This is a genomic window from Paraburkholderia sp. J41 (genome assembly GCF_905220235.1).
In the GTDB taxonomy this organism is placed as follows: Bacteria; Pseudomonadota; Gammaproteobacteria; order Burkholderiales; family Burkholderiaceae; genus Paraburkholderia.
Window position 1 is genome coordinate 1 of record NZ_CAJMZE010000012.1, and the last position, 23,445, is coordinate 23,445.

A 23,445-nucleotide genomic window follows, 5' to 3' on the forward strand; every position below is an offset into this window, starting at 1 on the left:
TATGGTGCTCGATGAAAGCAGCGACGCGATGCGCGGCGAAGCGCAATCGCGAACGCATGCCCTGAGGCAGCCGCTCGATATCGCACGGTTTCGCGGCGAAGCCGCGATCGGCGCGCGCTTGGTCGACGGACCCACGCGCGACTTCAATCTGATGGTGCAGCGTGACGCCGCGCGCGGCACGCTGGACGTCTGGCGCGACAACGGCTCGCATGAGGTTCAGGCGCAAACGGTGCTGCTTTACTGCGCGCAAGGCGAACAGTACGTCAGCGTCGACGGTGAACCCGGCGCGCAACTCGCCACGGGCGACACATTGCGCATCGACACGCAGACCTCGCAACGCGTGCTGAAAATCGACACGCGCGGCGCGGGCGCGTTGCTCGCCATCGGGCTCACCAGGCTTGCCATAAATTCACCGGAATCGCAGCGATGACACGCACTCTCTGGCACAACCTCAAACTGTGCGCGCACGGCGATCCTGGCGATGTCGTCGAGAGCGCAACCATTGCGGTGGAGAACGGCAAGATCGCATGGCTCGGCGCGTCGCAGGATCTCCCGCGCGAATTCGCCGAATGGCCGCGAGAGGATCTGCACGGCGCGTGGGTAACGCCGGGTCTCGTCGATTGCCACACGCACCTCGTCTATGGCGGCCAGCGTGCCGACGAATTCGCGCAGCGTCTTGCCGGCGCGAGCTACGAGGAAATCGCGAAGCAGGGCGGCGGTATCGTTTCGACGGTGCGCGCCACGCGCGCCGCGAGCGAAGATGCGTTGTTCGCGCAATCGGCGGCACGTCTCGAACCTTTGCTCGCCGAAGGCGTGACGGCCATCGAAATCAAGTCGGGCTACGGTCTCGATCTCGCGAGCGAGCGCAAGATGCTGCGCGTGGCGCGGCGGCTGGGCGAGCGCTATCCCGTCACGGTGCGCACGACGTTTCTCGGCGCGCACGCGCTGCCGCCCGAATTCGCGGGCCGCGCCGACGACTACATCGGCGAAGTGTGTGAGCGCATGTTGCCCGCGCTCGCCGAAGAAGGACTGGTCGATGCCGTCGACGTGTTTTGCGAGCGCATCGGCTTTTCGCTCGCGCAGACCGAGCGCGTGCTCGAAGCGGCCGCGAAACGCCGCATCGCCGTGAAGATGCATGCGGAACAACTTTCGAATAGCGGCGGTGCGGCGCTGGCCGCGCGTTATGGCGCCTTGTCCGCGGATCATCTGGAGTTTCTCGACGAAGCAGGCGTGGCCGCGATGAAGGCGGCGAATACGGTGGCCGTGCTGCTGCCGGGCGCGTATTACTTCATTCGCGAGACGCAGTTGCCGCCGCTCGATCTGCTGCGCCGCTACGAAGTGCCCATCGCCATTTCCACCGACAGCAATCCCGGCACGTCGCCGGCCACGTCGCTCCTGCTCATGATGAACATGGCGACCACGTTGTTCCGCATGACCGTGCCCGAGGTGCTGCAAGGCGTGACGCGCCACGCGGCCCAGGCGTTCGGCGACACCGAACGCCACGGCACGCTTGCGGCAGGACGTCCCGCGGATTTCGCCGTGTGGTCGGTGCAGTCGCTCGCGGAACTCGCGTACTGGATCGGCCGGCCGCTGTGCGCACGCGTGGTGCGCGGCGGAAAAACGGTTTTCGAACGTCGCCACCCGGCGCTACCTTGACGCATGAATTCCACTATTGATACTTCACGCGCGCTGTTCGCGCGACACGCCTGGCTGCCGGAAGGCTGGCGCGAAAACGTACTGCTCGAATGGACCACGGGCGGCTCGCTCGCGCGCGTGACTTCCGGTCTCGCGCAGCCGCCGGCCGGCGTTACGCATGCGGCCGGTCCGTTGATGCCCGGCATGCCCAACCTGCATTCGCACGCGTTTCAGCGCGCGATGGCCGGGCTCACCGAATATCGCGCGAATCCCACGGACAGTTTCTGGAGCTGGCGCGATCTCATGTATCGCTTCGCCGCGCTTGTCACGCCCGACGATCTCGGCGCAATCGCGCGCTGGCTATACGCCGAAATGCTGAAGGCCGGTTACACGTCGGTGTGCGAATTCCATTACGTGCATCACGCGCAAGACGGGCAGCGTTACGCGAGCCCCGCCGAACTCGCGCAGCGCGTGGTGGCTGCCGCGGGCGAAACGGGCATCGGCATGACGATGCTTCCCGTGCTCTATCAGTACAGCGGTTTTGGCGCGCGCGCGCCGCGTGACGATCAGCGCCGCTTCATCAACACGCCGGAGCAGTTGCTCGGTATTGTCGATGCGTTGCGCGCCTGGCGTCCCGAGCATGGCGCACTGCGTTACGGCGTGGCGCCCCATTCTTTGCGCGCGGTGTCGCGCGATTCGCTTCGTGCGCTACTGGAAGGGCTGAACGCCATTTCGCCCAGCGCACCTGTGCATATTCACATTGCGGAGCAAACCGCCGAAGTGGACGCGTGCCTGGAAACCGAAGGCGCGCGGCCCGTGCAATGGCTGCTCGATCGCTTCGATGTGAATGCGCGTTGGTGCCTCGTGCATGCCACCCATATCGACACGAACGAAACGGCCGCGCTCGCGCGCAGCGGCGCGATTGCGGGCTTATGCCTCACGACCGAAGCGAATCTCGGAGACGGCATTTTCCCGGCGCACGATTATCTCGATGCGGGCGGCGCGTTCGGCGTGGGTTCGGACAGTCATATCGGCGTCGACTGGCGCGCGGAATTGCGCTTGCTCGAATACGGCCAGCGGCTCGTGCGCCGCGAGCGCAACGTGCTTGCCTCGACGCATGAAACGCATGTCGCCGATCGTTTGTTTGGCGCGGCATTGCGGGGCGGCGCGCGAGCGACGGGCCGCGCGACCGGCGCGTTGGAAACGGGCGCGCGTGCCGATTTCGTCGTGCTCGACCCGCAGCATCCGAATCTCGCGGAACAGCCTGCGCGAACGTGGCTTTCGTCGGTCGTATTCTGCGAGCATGGCGAAACGCCGGTGCTCGACGTCTACACGGGCGGCGAACGCGTGGTGCAGGCGCGCCGCCATCGCGACGAAGCGCGTCTTTATGCCGATTACCGCGCGGCGCTTTCGCGGCTGCTCGCCAATGCGTGAGCGCGTGTCGAATCCGCGCGCCAACCCAAAGATCGAACCATGACCGATATCTATTCACTCGAACGCGGCGCGGCGCCGCTCATCATTTCGATTCCGCATCTCGGCACGCAGATTCCCGAGGCATTGCGCGCGCACTATACGGACGTCGCGCTCACGGTGGCGGACACCGACTGGCATCTCGACCGGCTTTACGCGTTCGCGAAAGAGTTGGGCGCGACGATACTGGGCGCGCGCATGTCGCGCTATGTGATCGACCTGAACCGGCCTCCGAACGACGAAAGCCTTTATCCGGGCCAAACCACGACCTCGCTGTGCCCGACTGAAACGTTTCGCGGCGAGCCGGTCTATCGCGACGGTTACACGCCCGATGCCGCCGAAAAGCAGCGTCGCGTGCAAACTTACTGGCAGCCGTATCACGACGCGCTGGCCGCTGAATTGAAGCGTTTGCGCGGCGGCCACGCCAACGTGCTGCTATGGGAAGCGCATTCGATCGCGAGCGTGTTGCCGCGCCTCTTCGATAACAAGCTGCCCGATCTCAATCTTGGCACGCAGGACGGCCGCACCGCCCACGCGCAGGTGCAGGCGCGCGCGGAAGAAGCGGCGGCCGCAAGCGGCTTTACGTGGATTGCGAATGGCCGCTTTAAAGGCGGCTATATCACACGCCATTTCGGCGCGCCGCAAGACGGCATTCACGCCATTCAACTCGAAATGTGCCAGTCCACGTATATGAGCGAGACGCTGCCGTTCGATTACGTACCGGCGCTCGCGAATAAAGCGCAACCGGTGTTGCGCAACATGGTGGGCGGCGCGCTGGAAGCGGTAAAGGCATTGAACGGGCATTGAACGAAGCCGCAAGCTAAAGCGCGTTGCGCTTACGATAAAACGGCGTGCGATCGGAAGGTCGCACGCCGTTTTTGCTTGAGCCGGCCGGATCAGTCTCGCTCGACTGGCAGGATCAACCGTTCGGGAACCGGTTGCGGCGCACGGCGCCTCGCGACGTAATAGACGACGCCAGGCACGACCAGGCCGAGAATCCACGAGATATCGGTGCCGTCCAGCGCATCGACAAAAGGCCCGGTATAGAAGCTCGTGGAAATGAACGGCATCTGCACGAGAATGCCGAGCGCGTAGATGGCGATGGCCTTACCGTTCCAGCGGCCATAGCGGCCTTCGGGATTCGAAAGCGCGGGCACGTCGTAGCGCGATTTGGTGAAGCAGTAGTAATCGACGAGATTGATCGCGCTCCACGGCGTGAAGAACGCAAGCAGGAAAAGAATAAACGCCGTGAAATCCTTGAGAAACGAATGGCGCCCGGCCAGTGCGACAAGCGTTGAAATGCCGACCATCACGATGATGTAGACGAAGCGGTGACGCGCCGATATCGCGCGCTTCTCGCGAAACGCGCTGACGATCGTCGCCATCGACATGAAGCTGCCGTAAGCGTTGAGCGTCGTGACCGTGAGCTTGCCGAATGCAATGCTGAAGTAGAGCATTGCCGCAACCGCGCCGCTCGCGCCAAGGCCCACGATATAGGCCACTTCATGATGCGCGAATGCCTTGCCCGCGAGTGCGGCCGCGAATACGCCGAACACCATGGCCGCCTGCGCGCCGATCACCGAGCCCAAACCGACCGCGAAAAACGTGCGGGTGGGCGAAGTGGAGCGCGGCAAGTAGCGCGAATAATCGGCGACATAAGGGCCGAATGCAATTTGCCATGAAGCCGAAAGCGACATCGAAAGCAAGAAGCTCGAGATCGCGAAGTGACGGTTGCCGAGCAGCGCGCCGATATCGTGATGCGTGAACAACTGCGCGAACATGAACACGAACGCGAGTACGCCGATCACGCTGGCCACGCGGCCCACGAAGTGAATCGACCGGTAGCCGAGCAGCGTGAGCACGACGATCAGCGCGGCAAAAAGACAAATTCCCAAGGTGTCCGAAACATCGAGCAATTGCGCCGTGGCCTGACCGGCGAGCACCGTGCCGCTCGCGGAAAACCCCACGTACATGATGCAGACGAGCACGATGGGAATGGCCGCGCCGTACACGCCGAACTGCACCCGGCTCGAAATCATCTGCGGCAAGCCGAGTTGCGGGCCTTGCGCGCCGTGCAGCGCCATGACCGCGCCGCCCACGAGTTGCCCGAGCAGCAGCGCAACGAGCGACCAGAACACGTCGCCGCCCAGCACCACGGCGAGCGCGCCCGTGATGATGGCCGTGACCTGTAGATTCGCGGAAAGCCAGAGCGTGAACTGACTGAACAGACTGCCGTGGCGCTCCGCGTCGGGGATATAGTCGATCGAGCGTGTTTCGAGGAGTTTTCGGCCGTCGGTATCAATGACGGCGGATTCAGGCATGGCCACGGGAAGCTCCGGAGCAGAAGGGGAAATGGGGCAAGACGCCCGCGCGGGCGAGCATGATTCGTTGCATCATGTTGTATAGACAACTGATGAGAAATAGGTGATAACCCTCTGATAAATCGCGGTGCGCGAATGCACTTGAGCGGTGCCCGCTACAACGTTACAAAAGCCATTCGATGGGCAAGAGCGAAAAGAACCAGACGCTGAGCCGCTGGCTCCACGTGGTGTTGGGTTCGGTGTCGTAGCGCAGCGTTCGGCCGTTCGAAACGCGTGTCCAGTACAGCGCGCCGTGCGTGTCGAGATGCGCTTGCCACGCGAGTTTCGGCACCTGGGTCCAGAACGCCGACTCGATGCGATGCGCAAGTTCGGGACTCTCGATGACGAGCCCGAGTTCGGTGTTCAGATTCGCCGAACGCGGATCGAAATTGAGCGAGCCGACAAAAACGCGTTGCGAGTCCACTGCGAATGTTTTCGCGTGCAGGCTCGAACCCGAACTGCCGAACGGACTCGCGCCCGAGTCTTTTATCGCGCCCGCGGCGCGGCGCAATTCGAACAACGCCACGCCGCCGCCGAGCAGATCCTTGCGCCGGCGTGCGTAACCCGAATGCACGGCGCTCACGTCGGTGGCTTCGAGCGAATTGGTGAGCACGCGCACCGTCACGCCTTTCGCGGCGAGTTGCACGAAGTAATCGGTGCCGGTTTTCGCGGGCACGAAGTAGGGTGAAACGAGATCGAGTTCGCGCGCGGGTTCGCCGAGCAGGTCGCGCAGTTGCGGCAAGATCAGCGCTTGCGGCGGCGCCCGGCCGAGCGCTTTGGCGGGATCGTCGCTTACGAGACGTGTTTTGGCCCATTCGAGCGGCAGCGTGCCGTCGAGCAGGCGGTTCACGTCGGTGGTCTTGTGCAGCGAGGCGACATAGGCCATGGCCGCCGGATTGCGCGCAATGGCCTGCGCCGCGCGATCGAGCGTGGCCAGTTGCGAGGGCGCGGCGGGCGCCACGATTCGCGCGATCGGCCAGGACGAGGCGCTCGCCCAGTATCGGTCGAAATCGTGCGCGACGTCGGTGGCGGCAGGGCCGATCGCGAGCACGTCGAGATCGGCGAACACGACGCCGTCCGTGGCGGCGAAGTATTCATCGCCGATATTGCGGCCGCCCAGTATCGTCGCCACGCTGTCGGCCGTGAGCGACTTGTTGTGCATGCGATGATTGAGGCGCGAAAAATCAGTTAGGTATCCGATGAATTTAGGCCGCCGCACGACGAACGGATTGAAAAGCCGCACTTCGATGTTGCGATGCGCGTCGAGCGCCGCGAGCGTGCTGTCGAGCGAAGCGGGAATGCCGTTGTCGTCGAGCAGCAGCCGCACGCGCACGCCACGATCGGCTGCTTCGCGGAGCGCTTCCAGCAGCAGCGTTCCCGTGAGGTCGTTGCGCCAGATGTAATATTGGACGTCGAGCGTGCGTTGCGCGCTGCGCACAAGGCTCACGCGCGAAGCGAACGATTCGAGCGGATCGGCGAGCGGGTCGATGCCGGTGAAGCCCGGATGCGCCGCAATGTCGTGCGCCACGGCCGCGCCAAGCGGTGTGGCCTGCGCGTCGGAGGCCGAAAGCGCGGCTGAGGGCGCGCGTTCGCCGGGCGGCGGCAACTGGCAACCGGCCAGCATCGACGTCACAAGCAGCAAGGCCAGCGATCTGATCATGGGCGCGTTCGATCCGTTCGCAACGAGATGTGCCGAGCTTACGCGATCGACGTTTTGCGCCTCGCGTGGCTGCGCACGAAATCGCCCTTGAATACCGGGACGATCGCCACATCGGCCGTCGTCAACCGCGCAACATGTCTGCAATCGTTTCGGTGAGCAGCGTGCGTTTATGCGACTTGCGATGAATCATGCCCACGCTGCGCATGAACGCGCGGCCCGGCAGCGGCACGAGACGCAGATTCGGATCGTTTTGCCAGTTGCCGCCGCGCAGTACGGGCAGGACGCTCACGCCCACGTCGTTGCGCACGAGCGAGACGATGGTTTCGATCGAATTGAGTTCGAGATATTCGAGCGGGGCGATGCGCAGCTCGCTCAAGGCGTTTTCGATCACGACGCCGGTGGGCACGCGCCGGTCGAAGCGCAGAAAGCCGCGTTCGCGCAGGATGCGGCGCGCGTCGTCGCCGTGGGTGGCGCGGCTGGTGACGAGCATGAGCGGTTCTTCGTAGAGCGGCGTCCACGCCAGCGTGTCGTGCATCGCGCCGTTGGCGTTGCCGACCACCATGGCGAGATCCACGTCGCCGTCCTCGACCATGCGCGCGAGTTCGTTCGAGCGCGCCGAAGTCAAACGCACCTCGAGTTCGGGATGCCCCGTTTTCAGGTGCGCGACAGCCAGCGAGAGCGCGCCGATCACCGACACCACCGCGCCGATGATGATCGAGCCGCGCATCGAATCGCCGGCGCGCGCGGGCAATTCGTCGACGAGCGCGAGAATGCGGTCGACCTGTGCGCAGATTTCGCGGCCTTCGCGCGTGAGCGCGACCTGGCGCGCGCGGCGGTCGAAGATCTGGCGGCCGAGCGCGTCTTCCAGGCCGCGCATCTGCAAGCTCACGGCGGCCTGCGTGAGCGCCGTCTTTTCGGCGGCCGTGGCGAACGAGCCGGTGCGCGCCACGGCCTGCAAGGTGCGCAACATGCGTAACGTCAGCATGACAAGGAAATTTTAAGTATCGACAATAAAATATTAATATTTTTTTGCTTGAGTCTTCAACATAATCGCTGGATCGGCTTCATTCATACGGCAATCACATGACGGCATTCAACTGGCAAAACCCGTATCCCACACCGCGCCTGCCGGTGTTCGCCCGCAATATCGTTTCGACTTCGCATCCGCTCGCGGCGCAAGCCGGCCTGCGCATGCTCTGGAAGGGCGGCAATGCCGTCGATGCGGCGCTCGCGGCCGCGGCGGCCATCACCGTGGTCGAACCCGTGTCGAACGGCCTGGGCAGCGATTGCTTCGCGCTGGTGTGGGACGGCGCGAAACTGCACGGGCTCAATTCATCGGGCGTCTCTCCGGCGGCGTGGAATCTCGACTATTTCAAGCGCAAATACGGCGAGGAGCACGGCCTCGCGAATCAGCCAAAACGCGGTTGGGACACGGTCACGGTGCCGGGCGCGGTGGCGGGCTGGGAGGCGTTGCACGCGAAGTTCGGCAAGCTGCCGTTCGCGGACCTGCTCGAACCTGCCATTGAAATCGCGGAGCGCGGCCACGCGATCGCCACCATCGTGCAGCGCAAATGGAGCGCGGCCATTCCCGAGTTGAAGGATCAACCCGGTTTCGCCGATACCTTCATGCCGCACGGCCGCGCGCCTGAAATCAGCGAACTGGTGCGCTTTCCGGGTCATGCGAAGACGCTGCGCGCGCTCGCCGAACACGGTCCGCGCGCGTATTACGAAGGCGAAATCGCCGAGCGCATTGCCGCGTTCTCGCGCGAATGCGGCGCCGCCATGACCGCCGCCGATCTGCGCAACTATCGCCCCGAGTGGGTCGAGCCGATCGGCAAGGATTATCGCGGCTATACGGTGCACGAAATTCCGCCCAACGGGCAAGGCATAGCCGCGCTGATCGCGCTCGGCATTCTCGAGCAATTCGATCTCGCCTCTCTCAAGCGCGATTCGATCGAATCGCAGCATCTGCAAATCGAAGCAATGAAGCTCGCATTCGCCGACGTGTATCGCTACGTGGCCGATCCGCGCTCGATGGAAGTCACGCCCGAGCAAATGCTCGACGACGCGTATTTGAAGTCGCGCGCGAAGCTCATCGACCCGAAGCGCGCCACGCATTTCGACTTCGGCATGCCGCGCACGGGCGGCACGATCTATCTTTCCGCCGTCGACGAAAGCGGCATGATGGTGAGCTTCATTCAGTCGAATTACATGGGTTTCGGCTCGGGCGTCGTGGTGCCGGAAACGGGCATCGCGCTGCAAAATCGCGGCTGCGGTTTTTCGATGGACCCGAAGTCGCCGAACGTGGTGGAGGGCGGCAAGCGGCCGTTCCATACGATCATTCCCGCGTTCCTCACGCAGCAGGTCGACGGCAAGCAGGAAGCGGTGATGAGTTTTGGCGTGATGGGCGGCGACATGCAGCCGCAAGGGCATTTGCAGTCGGTCGTGCGCATGCTCGATTACGGCCAGCAGCCGCAGGCCGCGTGCGATGCGCCGCGCTGGAAGGTGAATCGCGATTTCACGCTCGATATCGAGTCCACGTTCGACCCGCAATGCGCGAGCGCGTTGCAGGCGCTGGGTCACGAAATCAAGGGCATCGACGATCCGTATATGGACTTCGGCTCAGGCCAGTTCATCTGGAAACTCGATCGCAACGATCCCGATCGCGGTTACGTAGCCGCGAGCGACACGCGCCGCGACGGACTGGCGGCGGGCTTTTAACCCGGCTTTGCGGCAGCCTTCACGCCGCCGCAAAACACGGTGCTTTGCGCAAAAAGCGCGAAGTACCATGAGGCATTCGATCAGGATGCCGAAATAAATCAGGGAGGCAGTCATGGAAAGCGGACCGTCGAGCGCCATTGCGCCGCTCAGTCGCGGCATGGTGCGGCGCATTGTGTTTTCATCGTCGATCGGCAATGCGCCCGAATGGTTCGACTTTCTCGTGTACGGCTATTTCGCGCCCGCCATCGCGAAACAATTCTTTCCGGTGCATGACGAATGGCTTTCCACCTTGCTCGCGGTGGGCACGTTCGGCATTTCGTTTCTCATGCGCCCGTTGGGCGCGATCGTGCTGGGCATGTACGGCGACCGCAAGGGACGCAAGGCGGCGCTCACGCTCGCCATTGCGTTGATGATGGCGGGCACGCTCGCAATGGCCGTGATGCCGCCTTATGCGTCGATCGGCATTGCGGCGCCGCTTCTGATTCTGCTTGCCCGGCTCGTGCAGGGCTTTGCCGTGGGCGGTGAGTTCGGCAGCGCGACGGCGTTCATGGTCGAGCACAGCCCCGCGAAACGCGGCTATTACGCGAGCTGGCAATTCGCCAGCCAAGGCGCGGCGGCCATTCTGGCGGCGGCGTTCGGCTCGCTGCTCGCGGGCTGGTTGCCGCCGGAGCAACTGCAATCGTGGGGCTGGCGCGTGCCGTTCTTTTTCGGCCTCGTGTTGGGTCCGGTGGGTTGGTACATTCGCTCGCATCTTGACGAAACGCCAGAATTTCTCGCCAATCAACAAGCCCATGCCGAGTCGGCTGCGCCGGAGGACAGTCCGCGCCTCGCGCGCCAGTGGGTCAGTCTTCTGCTTGCCGTCGGCATCGTCGCGCAATCGACGGTGGGCGTGTACATCCTTCAGCTTTACATGTCGATGTACGCGGTCAAGCAACTGCACATGGCGGCGGCCACCTCGTTTGGCGTGGTCGTGCTCAACGGTGGTTTGCAATTTTTGCTTTCGCCCGTGATGGGTGCGCTTTCGGACCGCATCGGGCGTTTGCGCATCATGCTGACCACGTCCATCTTGATGGCTTCGCTGACGTATCCGATGTTCGCGCTATTGCAGCGCCATCCCACGCTCGGCTGGCTGCTCGTGCTGCAAGGCGCGGCCGGCATTTTCAAGGCGGCGTATTCGGGGCCGATGCCCGCGTTGATGTCGGAAATTTTTCCGGTGCGCGTACGCTCGGCGGGGTTGTCGATCGCTTATAGCCTGGGCGTGACGCTGTTTGGCGGCTTTGCGCCGACTATCGCCGAATTGCTCATTCACACGACCGGCGACACGCTCGCGCCGGCTTATTACGTTTCGCTTGCGGCCACGATTTCGGGCGTTTCGCTCGCGATTGTGGGCTGGCGAATGCTGCGCAGCCACCGGCATTCGAAAATCGCATTCGAGCCCTTGAAACAAGGAGTAAAGAGGGTGCAATAAAATTCGGCGCCGGCTTGTGTAGCATTCACTGAAACGCTTTCCCGTTGATGATATATTCGGCGTCAACTGCGCCTGGCGGCACTTTGCCTGGCGCATCGGGAATTACGTTTTGTCAGGTTTCAGGAGAATGTATGGCAGTCGAATATCGCGGCTTTCGAGTCACTGTCGACGCGAAGGCGGACGCAACGGACACGCAATGGTTGTGTCGCGCGGAACTGGAAGGAATCGAAGCACGAACTCAGGCGGCGAAGCTGTCCAACGTCGAGCTGGCCATTCCCAAGCTGAAGATTGATGTGCTGATGGCGCTGAGCGCGATCGAGCAAACGGCGAAGCAGTCCATCGACGACTGGCACGCGAAGCAACCCGCGGTCGCCTGAGTTTCACGTAGTTATCGCGCGTGCAATCGCTTGCGATTGCCGCGCGCCTCGTCTCCGTTAGTTTCCCCCTGGTTTTCCTCGGTTCGCTTCGGTTCCTCTTGATCGCGGCAGCGCCACGTTGCGCCGTTCCACGCGACGGCTTTTGAAATTAAGGAATCCGAATTGACTTGAAGAAGGGTATCGACAAGTCATTCGCTCGATGCCTAGAACAGGTGATCGATACCGATCGTCACCGCGGTCTGGCTCGACGCACCGGCCGGATTGAGCGTGCTGACCACGGCGTGACGATACGAGGTGTAATCGGCTTCGCTATACAGCGTGGTGCGCTTCGAAAGCAGATACGCGAGCGAGATCACGGAGAGACCGCGCCGCGCGGCCTTGTCGGTCGAAACGGTGGTTTGATAGTACGCGCCGCGAAACACGAGGTAGGGCGAGATGTTCCAGGAAAGGCCGCCGAAGCCGTTGTTCGTGACCGAGTGCGGCGTGCCGGGGCTTTGCAGATCTTCGGACATGAAACCGCCCGAGAGATTCACCGGCCCGAGCCGATAGCTGCCGCCCACCATGTAGTAGCTGTCGCCCACATAGTTCTTGCCTGAAAGAATGTTGCGGTGGCCATATACGCCGCCCAGCCTTGCCGGTCCGAGCGAGTAGCTCGCGCCCACCGCGCGCGTCGCGCCGCTGGCGATGTCGCCCGGCACGCCGCCGAACGAGTTGTCGACTTCGAACAGCAGATTGCCGAACGTGTTCTTGTACTTCACGTCGTTGTTGTTGCGCGTGCCGTCCGAGGCCTGCGTCAGCGGAATGATCGGCGTGAAGTGGAAATGGAACGGATCGTAAATGCTGATGATGTCGTGCGCGATCGTGTACTGGCGGCCCATGTCGAGCGAACCATAACGCTTGTTGCCGATACCGACGAATGCCTGCCGGTTGAATTCGGTGCCCGTGGTGTTGTCGAACTGGCCATTGCCGAGATTGAAGCCGCTTTCCAGCAGGAAGTGCGAGTACCAGCCGTTACCGAGATCTTCCCGCGCGCCGAAATCGAGCTTGTTCGAACTGTAGTAGCCGTTCGAATTCATCGTCACGACGGAGCCGCCGCCCGCAGCCGCATTGCTTTGGTAGCGAATCCCGCCGTCTACCGTGCCGTACAGTTGCACGCTCGTTTGCGCATGCGCCGGCACCGCGCCCAGCAAGCCCACCGAGGCGGACAGCCCCAGTCCAATCGTATTCCAGACCTTGATCTTCACTGCGAGTCTCCTATGTTGTTTTATCGTTCAGAGGCGGACGCGACGCAACGAGCCGTGCGCGTCCATTTGATTCGTATAACTAACTGAATCCGTCAGTCACCGGGCGAAGTGAACGTGCTTCGCCCGAGACATGTTCGATGGCGAATTCGGTTGCGGACTTAATGGCCCGCGGGTCCGCTGCCCGACTGCTCGAGGTGGCCGACCGGCGCTTCCAGCGGTTTGAAGCCCGTTTTCAGTTCGTGATGCAGCGCCTTGCGGTCGAGCGCCTTTTCCCAGTTCGCCACGACGATGGTCGCCACGCTGTTGCCCACGATATTCGTGAATACGAAGCCGCTCGAGAGTGCCTTGTGAATGCCGAGAATCAGCGCGATGGATTCGACGGGAATCGTGTTCGATGCAGCCAGCGTGGCGGCGAGCACCGCGATGGCGGCGCCGGAAACGCCCGCCGCGCCCTTCGAGGTCAGCAGCAGTACGGCAAGCAGCACGAGTTGCGCGTGCCAGCTCATCGGCGTATTCGTTGCTTGCGCGAGGAACACGGCAGCGGCGGCAAAATAGAGGCAGGTGCCGTCGTGGTTGAAGGTGTAGGCCGTGGGCAGCACGAGACCGACCACCGACTTCTCGCAGCCCAGACGTTCGAGTTTGTCGATCAGTTGCGGGAACACCGTTTCCGACGAACTCGTGCCGATCACGAGCAGCAATTCCGCGCCGATGTAGCGCATGAGACGCAGCAGGCTGAAGCCGTTGAGCTTCGCGATCGGCCAGAGAATCAGCAGAAGAAACAGCGCGCACGTCAAATAGAATTCGAGCACGAGCTTGCCGAGCGAAATCAGCGTGCCGAAACCGAACTTGCTGACAGTGAACGCGATGGCGCCGAATGCCGCGAGCGGCGCGACTTTCATCGTCAGGCCGATGATCCAGAATAGCGAGCCCGATACGGCGTCGATCAAGTTGAGTGCGGGGCGCGCGCGTTCGCCGATTGCCGCGAGACCGAAGGCGAACAGCACGGAGAAGAACAGCACCTGCAACACGTCGCCGCCCGCGAACGCGCTGATCGCCGTATGCGGAATCACGTTGAGCAGAAATTCGCTTGTCGTGACTACGTGATGTGCTTTCGCGACATACGCGTCCACGGCGGAAGAATGTACGCTGCTCATGTCCACGTTCATGCCCACGCCCGGCTTGAGCACGTTGATGACGACGAGCCCGAGCACGAGGGCGAGCGAGGTGACGACTTCGAAGTAGAAGAGTGCCTTGATCGCAACGCGGCCCACTTTCTTGAAGTCGTTCACGCCTGCAATGCCACTGCAAACCGTGCAGAAGATGATCGGGCCGATCAGCATCTGAATGACGCGAATGAACGCGTCGCCGAGCGGTTGCAGCGAGATGCCGAACCTCGGAAAGACGTAACCCGTCGCGATGCCGAGCGCCATGCCCGCCAACACCTGGAATGACAGGTCGCGATAAAACGGCTGGCGAACCTTGGGCTTCGTGGCGGGCTGGCCTGGCAAACTCATGACGTCTCCTTCTCAAACGGCGGCGGGCTCGGGCTCGCTCGAAATCAGTGTGGCAATGACGGCGCGTTGCCCGGGCGCGAAACTCAGCGCGCGGCGTCGCCCAGAATGTCGAGTGTGTCGGCGAAAATCTCGTCGACGGTCAGCTTGCGCGGCAGCAGTTGCTGTGCTTCGCACAAGGCGATGGTTTCCTCCAGTGGTCCGCGCAAGGCTTCGTAACCGAACAGCAGTTTGTCCGGCTTGCCCGCGTTTTGCGCGGCGACCGAGGCCTTGCCACGCTTGAGCAGATCGTAGACGGCGCGCACGGCGCCGGGTTGCGAGCGCAGCAGCGCTTCGGTCGCCACCACGACGTGATTGATCGGCACGTAATGGTGTTGCGCATACCATTCGCGGTCGGCGGCGGCCGCGTTTTCGATCAGAGGCTCGAGGCCCGCTTCGTCGGGCAGATCGTTGCCGAGAATCGCGGCATCGAGTTCGCCCGCACGCAGCATCGGCAACATTTGCTGCCCCGGAGCAGCACGGCGAACGAAGGCGGGCGCGGCGTACTCTTCGAGATGCGCGCCTTCGAACGTCACCCAATCAATCTGTTCGAGCGGCACGCCATAAGTTTGCGCAAGAATCGCCCGCACCCACATGCCCGTGGTTTGCGAATACGCCCGCACGCCGATTTTCTTTCCCGCCAGATTGCCGACGTCGAGCTTGCCCCGACGCGCATTATAAATAATGCAGCCTTGCTGAAAGCGGGCGGCAACCACGGCGGGCAGCAGCACGAGCGGCTTGCCGTACGCCTTGGCCTGCAAATACGTGACGATCGCCAGTTCGCTCACGTCGAACGCCTGCTCGCGCGCCATCGGCGCGAAGGCGCGGTGAATCGGCTCGACTTCGTCGAAAACCAGATCCACGGCCGGATCGGTGAATTCGCCGTCGATCAACGGCTGCGTATGCGGATAGCGCTTCAGTGCGATCTTGACTTTCGGCGCGTTCGAATTCGTGCTCACGATTAGATGTCCTTATCGTTACCGGGACTGCGCGCTCAAGCGGCGAGCACGGGATAGATCGTGCGCGCGGTGCCGCCGAAAATGGCTTCCTGGGCTGGCACGGGCAGCATCGCGAGGCTTTCGCGCGCTTGCGTCAGCAGCTCGGGCAGCGAGCCTTCGGCAGCGGGGAAATTCGAGCCCCATGCAATGCGGCCGGCGCCGAATGCTTCGAGCACGCGCGGGAAGAACGCTTCGGGCGTGGACGCGCCGCGCGAGGCTTCGGCGATAGTGCGGTTCGTGAGCTTGAGATAGACACCGCGATGCGAGGCGAGGCTGAACAGCGGCGCGGCGGCTTCGTACGGAGGGCCGCCGGCGAGTTCGGGGCGGGCGAGATGATCGAGCAGCACGCGCACTTCGGGAAAACGGTCCAACATGTTAAGCAGAGCGGGAATGCCTTGCGCCGTCATTTGCAGGCAGATCGACACGTCATGGCGCTGTGCATATTCCCATACCGGAAACGAACGCTCGTCGTCGAGCCAGCTTGCCTGACCCGGCATCGTGCTGCCCGTCGTGAACAGGCGCAGGCCGCTCAGGCCCGCGTCCAGCCAGCGCTGCATTTGCGTCACGGCGTCGCTTGCCAGCACGTCGATCGAAAACACGCCGGCAAAGCGGTTCGGATGATTGCGCACCGCTTCGACCACATAACTATTGTCGTTGCCATAAACCGTCGATGCCTGCACGACCACGGCGCGGTCGATCCCGGCGGCGTCCAGCGACGAAAGCAGGCCGTCGATGCTGACCGGGCGCTTAGCCGACCATTCCGATTGATGGCCACCCACCGGCGCGAGCGGATAACGCGCCTTATCCGGCGAAATGACATGAGTGTGCGTATCAATGACGACCGACATGGAAGAGACTCCTTGCTGAAAACATTGCGATGCGATGTGCGTCACTGTAAGCGAGAAGCCAGCGGCAACCTTAATAGGTAGTGGGGCGCATGGCATAAATTCTTGTTAAGCTAGTGGTTTATGCGGATGAGATGGAAAACTGAATGAAAGCAACGGAGGCCGCGCGGCAAGACGAAATTGCAGGCGACGAACTGACGCGATTAAGGCGTCTTTTTCTCTTCGATGCCGTGTGCGAGGCGGGCGGAATCGGTCAGGCCGCGGCACGCGCGGGCCGCACACAACCGGCCGTGAGTCTCGCAATCGGCAAGCTGGAGGCGGGTTTCGGCGGAACCTTGTTCAAGCGCGGCTTCGGCGGCAGCGAACTCACGCCCGAAGGCGCGATCCTGCATCGGCGCGTGCGGCGCATGCTCGATCAAATGGAGCGCGGCGTGGCGTGGCTGATCGGTCACGCCACGCCGTCCGCGTCGGCCAGTAATATTTGCCGCCATCTCACCGACGCCCAGGTGCGCTGCCATATCGCCATCGCGAACGCCGGTTCGGCGGTGGAAGCCGCGCAGCAACTCGGCATTTCGCAGCCGGCCGTGCATCGCGCGGCACGGCAACTCGAGCAGACCGTGGGCGTGTCGCTGTATCGGCGCCGCGTGCATAACGTCGCGGCGAATCCGGCCGGTATCGAGTTCGCGCGCCATTTGAGTCTTGCGCTCTATGAAATCGCGCAGGCCCGCGAGGATCTCGCTTACGCGCGCGGCTTGTTGACGGGGCGCGTTTCGATCGGCGTGCTGCCGATGATGCCGCCGCGTCTTGTCGCGCGCACTATCGAGCGGCTGCGGGAGCGCTATCCGGCCGCGCGGGTGACGATCGACGAAGGCTCGCACGCGCGTTTGCTGCGCGAGTTGCGCATGGGTACCCTCGACGTCGTGATCGGCGCGCTGCGCGATCCGCGTCTTTCGGGAAGTGTTCAGGAAAACGAACTATTTACCGATCCCTATGTGGTGGCCGTGCGCAAGGGTCACGCGCTGGCCGGCAAGAAGTCATTGGCAACGCGCGATCTCGCGCCGTACGACTGGGTCGTGCCGCAACGCAATGTGCCGCGCCGCGTCGTGATCGATTCGATTCTCGCGCGCCTTGCCGTCAAGCCGCGTCATGTCGCCGAAACAAGTTCGATGCCGATGATGATGGCAATGCTCGTGGAAAGCGACTGCATTACGCTGCTCGCACGCTCGCTGATTCGCGAGGGATATCCCGGCATGGAAATGGCGGCGCTGGAACTCGAAGTGCAAACGCCGGAGGCGGCGCGCACCGTGGGTTACACCGTGCGCACCGACTGGCTCGGCACGGCGGTGCAGGAAGCTTTCGTCGAGTGCTTGCGCGCGGAATGCGCGCCGCTGGCGCGGGGGGCGAAGCGTTGATGCGCGAGCCGCGCGCGCGGCGCAAATAAAAAAACCGCACACGTCGCGAGACGTATGCGGCTTCGTGTCGATAAGTATCGACAAACCCGGCGCGAGGCCGGGCCGCGACATCAGAAGATGTTGCGAAGGCCGACGGCGACGCCGGTCTGGTTGTTGCGGCCCGGGTAGTCCACGAGGTACGCGCCCGTGCCGCGCGTGAAGTCGACCGTGCCATAAACCTCGGTGCGCTTCGAGAGCGAGTATTCGGCGAGCAGCGTGGCCGAGTAGTTCGTGCCGACGCCAAGCGAGCCGTCTTCCATCGCCGCGTTGCGGGCGTGGCCGTAGTAGCCGGCCAGCGTGATCGCGAGCGGCACGGTGGCTTGCCAGGTGGTGCCCAGGTAGAAGTTGTCGTCGATGCGGTTCGGGCTCACGCGCAGCAGCGTGGGCGCGCCCGACTGCTGGCTGGCGTTGTCGACCGTGCCGGTGTTGTCCTGCGAGTGCAGCCAGCCTGCCAGCAGGCGCAGGCCGGGCGTGAATGCGTACACGGCGCCCACGTTGGCGATGTTGAACTTCTTGCCGGCGACGTCGTTTTGCTGGAAGCCCACGAGTGCCTGGAGCGGTCCGAGCGCATACGAAGCCGTGAAGCCGAACATGCTGTTCTGGCCCGTGCTGCCCGCCACGCCGCCAAAGCCGTACATGCCTTCCACGTGCAGGCCGCCCAGCGTGTTCGTGTACTTGACCGAGCTGTTCGTGAACAGGAACGGGCCGACCGGGTTGTACGCCCAGCTATCCTGCCAGTAGTCGGCAACGGTCAGCGGGTCGAACGTATTGCCCATTTCGTCGAAGAACGGCGTTTGTTGACGACCGAGCGTCAGCGTGCCGTATTGCGTGTTCGACAAACCGACATACGCATTACGCTGGAACAGCGTGTTCGAAGTGTTCGAGAGTTGGCCGTTCCACAGATTGAACTGGTTTTCCAACTTGAAGATCGCCGACGTGCCGTTGCCCAGATCTTCCGTGCCCTTCACGCCCCAGCGGCTCGGCGTCACCGCGCCTTCGCGCATCGACACGAGGCCGTCATTGGCCGAATTCGCATTGGTCTGATAGCGGATAGCCGTATCGACGAGGCCATACAGCGTGACCGAGCTTTGTGCAAAAGCGGACTGGGCAGAAAGAGCAAGCAGGCTGACGGCAAATGCTGCGGCGGTCTTCTTCATGGAATCCCCGATTCTATTTGTAAGCCAACACCCTGTAGGGCGCGGCTTTGGTGGGTATTGATCTAATGCGTCAGTGGGTACTGGCGCGCTTAAGTGGGGGGATCATAAGCTGGCTGATCAAATTTATTAACAAATTCAAAAAAGCTGTGTCGCCGTTACAACGCCCGTTGACAGCGACTTGGCGCGACGCATCGGCGTGAGGGCCGGAGTCGGTCGTGCGCGGCACGTTGAGTTAAGTCCGCTTTAAATGCCTTTAAGTGCGCGAGTCTCAATGCCAAAGTCGAAACTTACTTTGATTGGCTTAATACCTGCGGGAAAACGCGAATTGTCTTGCACTCGTGATTGAGTGCGAGAAACCTGATTGGGTCGGGCGACTGATGCGTCGCACAACCCGCTTTAAAGCCGATGCGCATTGCACAAGTAAATTCGGGCGCGAAGATTACCGCGCCATTTTCTGCACGCGGAATGCCAATGCCGACTGCTGCAACGGCGCCGCCTGCGCGTCGGGCGAGCCGGCCGTTCGCCTTGTGATTTACGTGGCAACGGTAGCGGCCGCCGACAGGTCGCACGCGAAACCGGACGCACGATGAGCGTAGAAGCCGTGGCCGAAGGCTTCCCGGTATCGCCGGCTATGCACTGAGCAAGCGCACCGAACGTGTATCTCGAAGTCGATCGACGATCCGAACGGGCGGCTGACCTTCGCGGGCAAATCGAACCGCTTCGGCGCAAGCGCGAGCCTGCGCACGCCGTTCCGGGCGGCGCGGCGTTGCTCGCAGTCGTCTCCCGGCGCGTTGCCGTGCGCCGGGAGACGACGCTGTGCTGCCTGCGCGTTGCTCGCGTGTTGCATCAACGCGGCGTCAATGCCACGTCAGTGCCACCCCAATGCCACCTCAGTGCGCGTCGGCCGTCGTCGCCTTGCGCAGCTTGCCCACGGCTTCGGGCGTCACCGCCGGCGCACCGTTGTTCCAGCCGGCGCGCACGAAGGTCAACACGTCGGCGATCTGCTGGTCGGTGAGCACGCCCGCGTATTTCGGCATCGGGTACGGCGCGGGCACGCCGCCGATCACGAGATCCCTGGTGCCGTTCAGCGTCACGTTGATGAGCGACGACGGGTCGCCGCCGAGCACGGTCGGATTCCCCGCGAGCGGCGCGAGCAGCGGCGCGAAGCCGCGCCCGTCCGCGCCGTGGCATTGCAGGCAGTAGGTGTTGTACACGCGCGCGCCCGCGTCGTTGGCCGGATGCGCGAGCGACACCTTCGTTTGCCGCGCGTCGTACTCGTAAGGCGGCGCGCCGTTGCCGCCCGCCGGAGGCAACGACTTGAGATACGCCACCATCGCGCCGATGTCCGCGTCGCTCAGCGACTGCGTGCTGTTGTTGATGACGTCGGTCATCGCGCCGTAGGCCGAGGCATGCTGGTTCGCGCCGGTCTTGAGGAACGTGGCGAGATCGGCTTCGCTCCAGCGCCCGAGCCCGACGTTGCGATCGCTCGTGAGGTTCGAGGCGAACCAGTTGTCGAGCAGGCCGCCCGTCAAGAACTCGCTGCCGCTTTCGTCGAGCGCCTGCTCCTGGAACGCGAAGCCGCGCGGCGTATGGCACGACCCGCAATGGCCGAGGCCCTGAATCAGATACGCGCCGCGATTCCACGCGACATCCTTGCCCGCCTTGTCCTCGTACACGCCTTTCTTGAGGAACACGAGATTCCACAGCTTGAGCGGCCAGCGCATGTTCATCGGCCATTTGATGTCGGATGCGCGGTTCGGCTGAATGACGGGCGCCACGCCGTGCATGAAATACGCGTAAAGCGCCTGCATGTCGGCGTCGTTGATCTTCGCATACGACGGGTAGGGCATCGCCGGATACAGGTTGTGACCGTCCTTCGCCACGCCCTCGCGCATCGCGCGGTTGAAGTCCTCCTGCGTGTAGCGCCCGATGCCGGTTTGCGGATCGGGCGTGATGTTGGTCGTATAGATGCGGCCGAGCGGCGTGTTCATGGGCAGCCCGCCCGCGAACGGCTTGCCGCGCGGCGCCGAATGGCACGCGATGCAGTCGCCCGCCCGGGCCAGATACGCACCGCGCGCGACGAGCGCCGCGTCGGCGTCGCCGCCCGCGCCGTTTGCTTCGTTCGCGGCCGCGCGGGAGATTGCCGGCGCGCACGCCGTTGCCAGGGCGAACGCAAAAAGCGCGACGCGCAGCGACGCACCGAAACCCTTCAGTGTGTTGATCATCGCTCGTCTCCGTTCACGCGCTTTTCAGTTGATCGCCCACGGGCAAGTGCCGCAGCCGCTTGCCCGTGGCCGCGAAGATCGCGTTCGCGAGCGCCGGCTGCAACGCGGCCGTGCCCGGCTCGCCGATTCCGCCCGGCGCTTCGCCGCTCTGCACGATATGCACGTCGATGTCGGGCGTTTCGTTGATGCGCAGCATCCGGTAGTCGGTGAAATTGCTTTGCTCGACGCGGCCGTTGCTGATCGTGATCTGGCTGTAGAGCGCCGCCGTGAGGCCGAAGATGATGCCGCCCTGAACCTGCGCCTCGATCGTGTCGGGGTTCACGGTCATGCCGCAATCGACGGCGCACGTGATGTGATTCACGCGCACCTCGCCGTTCTCGACCGCCACGTCCACGACGATCGCGAAGAAACTGCCGAACGCGTGCATGACGGAAACGCCGCGCCCCTTGCCGCCGTTTTTATCGGGCGCCAGTTGCGCGCCGGGAATCCAGTTCGCGGCGCGCGTGGCGACGTTGAGCACGTTGAGCGCGCGCGGCGACTTGCCGAGCAGATCCTGGCGATACTTCACCGGGTCCACTTTCGCCTGCGCCGCGAGTTCGTCGATGAAACTCTCGACCACGAAGGTGCTGCGCGTCGGCCCGACGCCGCGCCAGAACGCCGTGGGCACCGCATGCGGCTCCTGGCGCACGTAGTCGACGAACTGGTTCGGCAAGTCGTAGGGCAGGTCGGAGGCGACTTCCACGGCGTCCGGGTCGAGCCCGTTCTTGAACGCGGGCGGTGCGAAACGCGCCATGATCGACGACCCGACGATGCGGTGCTGCCACGCGACGGGCTTGCCGTTCGCGTCGAGACCCGCCGAGATCGTGTCGTAATAGTAAGGGCGGTACATGTCGTGCTGAATGTCTTCCTCGCGCGTCCACACGACCTTGACCGGCGCGCCAAGCTGCTTCGCCACCTTCACCGCCTGCGCGACCATGTCGGTTTCGAGCCGCCGCCCGAAGCCGCCGCCGAGCAGGTAGTTGTGTACCACGATCTTTTCGGCGGGCAGGCCCGTGAGCTTCGCGGCCGTGTCCACCACGCGCGTGGGCACCTGCGAGCCGACCCAGATTTCGCACGCATCCGCCGTCACGTGTACCGTGCAGTTGACCGGCTCCATGGTCGCGTGGGCGAGAAACGGCTGCTGATACACGGCGTCGACGCGCGTTTTCGCATTGGAAAACGCCTGTTCGACGTTGCCTTCCTTGCGCGCGACCGCGCCGGGGCGCTTCGCCGCGTTCGCGAGGTCCGCGACGATCGTCTGCATCGAGACGTTGGCGCCCGCGCCTTCGTTCCACTGGATCGCGAGCGCCTGGACGCCGCGTTTGGCCGCCCACGTATGCGCGCCGATCACGGCCACGCCGTTGTCGAATTTCACGGTTTGCAGCACGCCGGGAAGGGTCTTCGCGTGGGTGTCGTCGACGCTCGCCAGCGTGCCGCCGAACACGGGGCACGTCGCGATCGCCGCGTACACCATGCCGGGCAGGCGCACGTCGAAACCGAACATCGCCGCGCCATCGACCTTTTCCGGCGAATCGAGGCGCTTCGCGCGCGTGCCGATCAGCTTGAAGTCTTTCGGGTCCTTGAGCTTCACGTTTTGCGGTGGCGGCAGTTTCGCGGCCGCATCGACGAGTTCGCCATAACCGAGGCTGCGTTGGGTCGGCGCATGCAAGACGCGGCCCGCCTGCGCCTGGCACGTAGCCGGATCGACCTGCCATTGCTGCGCGGCGGCCGCGACCAGCAGCGTGCGCGCGCTCGCGCCGGCCTGGCGCATGGGGTTCCAGGCATAGCGGATCGACGTGGAGCCGCCCGTGAGCTGGCCGCCCAGCAGCGGGTCGGTGAAGAGTTTGGCGTCGGGCGGGGCGTGATCGACCGTGATGCTTTCGAGCGGCACTTCGAGTTCCTCGGCGATCAGCATCGGAATGGACGTATAGACGCCCTGGCCCATTTCCACCTTCGGAATGACGAGCGTGACCTTGCTTTCGCGATCGATCTGGATGAAAGCGTTGGGCGCGAACACGCCGGGCTGCGCGGGTTCCACACCGTCGCCGCCAACCACGGACTGACGCGCGGCGCCGGTCTGGCCGCCTTGACCGAGCGCGGGCACGCTGAAGCCGAACAGCAGGCCGCCGCCGGACGCGGCGCCCACCACGGCCGCGTATTTGAGGAACGCACGGCGCGACAAGCTCGCGCCGTGTTGCGGTTCGCCTTCTGCCGGGCGAGTCGAATCGGGTTGTCCGTGGCGCAT

At 63.6% G+C, this 23,445-nt stretch carries 18 protein-coding genes; 8 read left to right on the top strand and 10 right to left on the bottom strand.

Features of this window, described 5'->3' with window-relative positions; genetic code table 11:
• The 4 genes from U5805_RS14440 to hutG all read left to right on the top strand — a co-directional run.
• Positions 1–430: HutD family protein (locus U5805_RS14440; protein WP_322104158.1), on the top strand; the 430-nt coding region annotated here is incomplete at its 5' end.
• The gene (hutI, locus tag U5805_RS14445; protein WP_322104159.1) at positions 427–1,656 is read left to right on the top strand and encodes an imidazolonepropionase; all 1,230 of its coding nucleotides are present in this window, start codon (positions 427–429) and stop codon (positions 1,654–1,656) included. The genes U5805_RS14440 and hutI, both read left to right, overlap by 4 nt.
• A gap of 3 nt (positions 1,657–1,659) precedes the next feature.
• A complete protein-coding gene (locus U5805_RS14450) occupies positions 1,660–3,069 on the top strand; it encodes a formimidoylglutamate deiminase (RefSeq protein ID WP_322104160.1) in 1,410 nt (469 codons plus the stop codon).
• A gap of 39 nt (positions 3,070–3,108) precedes the next feature.
• Complete coding sequence (hutG, locus tag U5805_RS14455) at positions 3,109–3,912, top strand: N-formylglutamate deformylase (protein ID WP_322104161.1); 804 nt, start codon at positions 3,109–3,111, stop codon at positions 3,910–3,912.
• An 89-nt stretch (positions 3,913–4,001) separates the two neighbouring features.
• Here the strand turns inward: hutG and U5805_RS14460 are convergent, their stop codons facing one another.
• The 3 genes from U5805_RS14460 to U5805_RS14470 form a co-directional block, all read right to left on the bottom strand.
• Positions 4,002–5,426, bottom strand: a complete 1,425-nt coding sequence (locus U5805_RS14460) for a cytosine permease (protein ID WP_322104162.1) — start codon at positions 5,424–5,426, stop codon at positions 4,002–4,004.
• A gap of 163 nt (positions 5,427–5,589) precedes the next feature.
• Entirely contained in the window at positions 5,590–7,125 is a 1,536-nt protein-coding gene (locus U5805_RS14465; protein WP_322104163.1) for a phospholipase D family protein, read from the bottom strand.
• A 121-nt stretch (positions 7,126–7,246) separates the two neighbouring features.
• The gene (locus U5805_RS14470; RefSeq protein ID WP_322104164.1) at positions 7,247–8,110 is read right to left on the bottom strand and encodes a LysR family transcriptional regulator; all 864 of its coding nucleotides are present in this window, start codon (positions 8,108–8,110) and stop codon (positions 7,247–7,249) included.
• A 98-nt stretch (positions 8,111–8,208) separates the two neighbouring features.
• Here U5805_RS14470 and U5805_RS14475 point away from each other — a divergent pair, with 98 nt between their 5' ends.
• The 3 genes from U5805_RS14475 (at position 8,209) to U5805_RS14485 (ending at position 11,691) form a co-directional block, all read left to right on the top strand.
• Positions 8,209–9,846, top strand: coding sequence for a gamma-glutamyltransferase family protein (locus U5805_RS14475; protein ID WP_322104165.1), 1,638 nt, complete (start codon positions 8,209–8,211; stop codon positions 9,844–9,846).
• A 112-nt stretch (positions 9,847–9,958) separates the two neighbouring features.
• Positions 9,959–11,314: an MFS transporter gene (locus U5805_RS14480; protein WP_322104166.1), complete on the top strand. Its 1,356-nt coding sequence runs from the start codon at positions 9,959–9,961 to the stop codon at positions 11,312–11,314.
• A 131-nt stretch (positions 11,315–11,445) separates the two neighbouring features.
• Positions 11,446–11,691, top strand: a complete 246-nt coding sequence (locus U5805_RS14485; protein WP_322104167.1) for a hypothetical protein — start codon at positions 11,446–11,448, stop codon at positions 11,689–11,691.
• A gap of 203 nt (positions 11,692–11,894) precedes the next feature.
• Here the strand turns inward: U5805_RS14485 and U5805_RS14490 are convergent, their stop codons facing one another.
• The 4 genes from U5805_RS14490 to U5805_RS14505 form a co-directional block, all read right to left on the bottom strand.
• Positions 11,895–12,935: a porin gene (locus tag U5805_RS14490; RefSeq protein WP_322104168.1), complete on the bottom strand. Its 1,041-nt coding sequence runs from the start codon at positions 12,933–12,935 to the stop codon at positions 11,895–11,897.
• A 158-nt stretch (positions 12,936–13,093) separates the two neighbouring features.
• Complete coding sequence (dctA, locus tag U5805_RS14495) at positions 13,094–14,449, bottom strand: C4-dicarboxylate transporter DctA (protein WP_322104169.1); 1,356 nt, start codon at positions 14,447–14,449, stop codon at positions 13,094–13,096.
• Between the two features lie 83 nt (positions 14,450–14,532).
• The gene (locus tag U5805_RS14500; protein WP_322104170.1) at positions 14,533–15,444 is read right to left on the bottom strand and encodes a hypothetical protein; all 912 of its coding nucleotides are present in this window, start codon (positions 15,442–15,444) and stop codon (positions 14,533–14,535) included.
• A 35-nt stretch (positions 15,445–15,479) separates the two neighbouring features.
• A complete protein-coding gene (locus tag U5805_RS14505) occupies positions 15,480–16,331 on the bottom strand; it encodes an amidohydrolase family protein (protein ID WP_322104171.1) in 852 nt (283 codons plus the stop codon).
• Positions 16,332–16,474: 143 nt separating this feature from the next.
• Here U5805_RS14505 and U5805_RS14510 point away from each other — a divergent pair, with 143 nt between their 5' ends.
• Positions 16,475–17,740, top strand: a complete 1,266-nt coding sequence (locus U5805_RS14510) for a LysR substrate-binding domain-containing protein (RefSeq protein WP_322104172.1) — start codon at positions 16,475–16,477, stop codon at positions 17,738–17,740.
• A 110-nt stretch (positions 17,741–17,850) separates the two neighbouring features.
• On the opposite strand, the gene U5805_RS14515 is transcribed toward U5805_RS14510, so the two are convergent.
• From U5805_RS14515 to U5805_RS14525, 3 genes are all read right to left on the bottom strand, one after another.
• A complete protein-coding gene (locus tag U5805_RS14515; RefSeq protein WP_322104173.1) occupies positions 17,851–18,936 on the bottom strand; it encodes a porin in 1,086 nt (361 codons plus the stop codon).
• 890 nt (positions 18,937–19,826) lie between these two features.
• On the bottom strand, positions 19,827–21,161 hold the full coding sequence (locus tag U5805_RS14520) for a cytochrome c (protein WP_322104174.1): 1,335 nt from the start codon (positions 21,159–21,161) through the stop codon (positions 19,827–19,829).
• 13 nt (positions 21,162–21,174) lie between these two features.
• Positions 21,175–23,445 carry a xanthine dehydrogenase family protein molybdopterin-binding subunit gene (locus tag U5805_RS14525; RefSeq protein WP_322104175.1) on the bottom strand — a complete coding sequence of 757 codons (2,271 nt, stop codon included), beginning with the start codon at positions 23,443–23,445 and terminating at the stop codon, positions 21,175–21,177.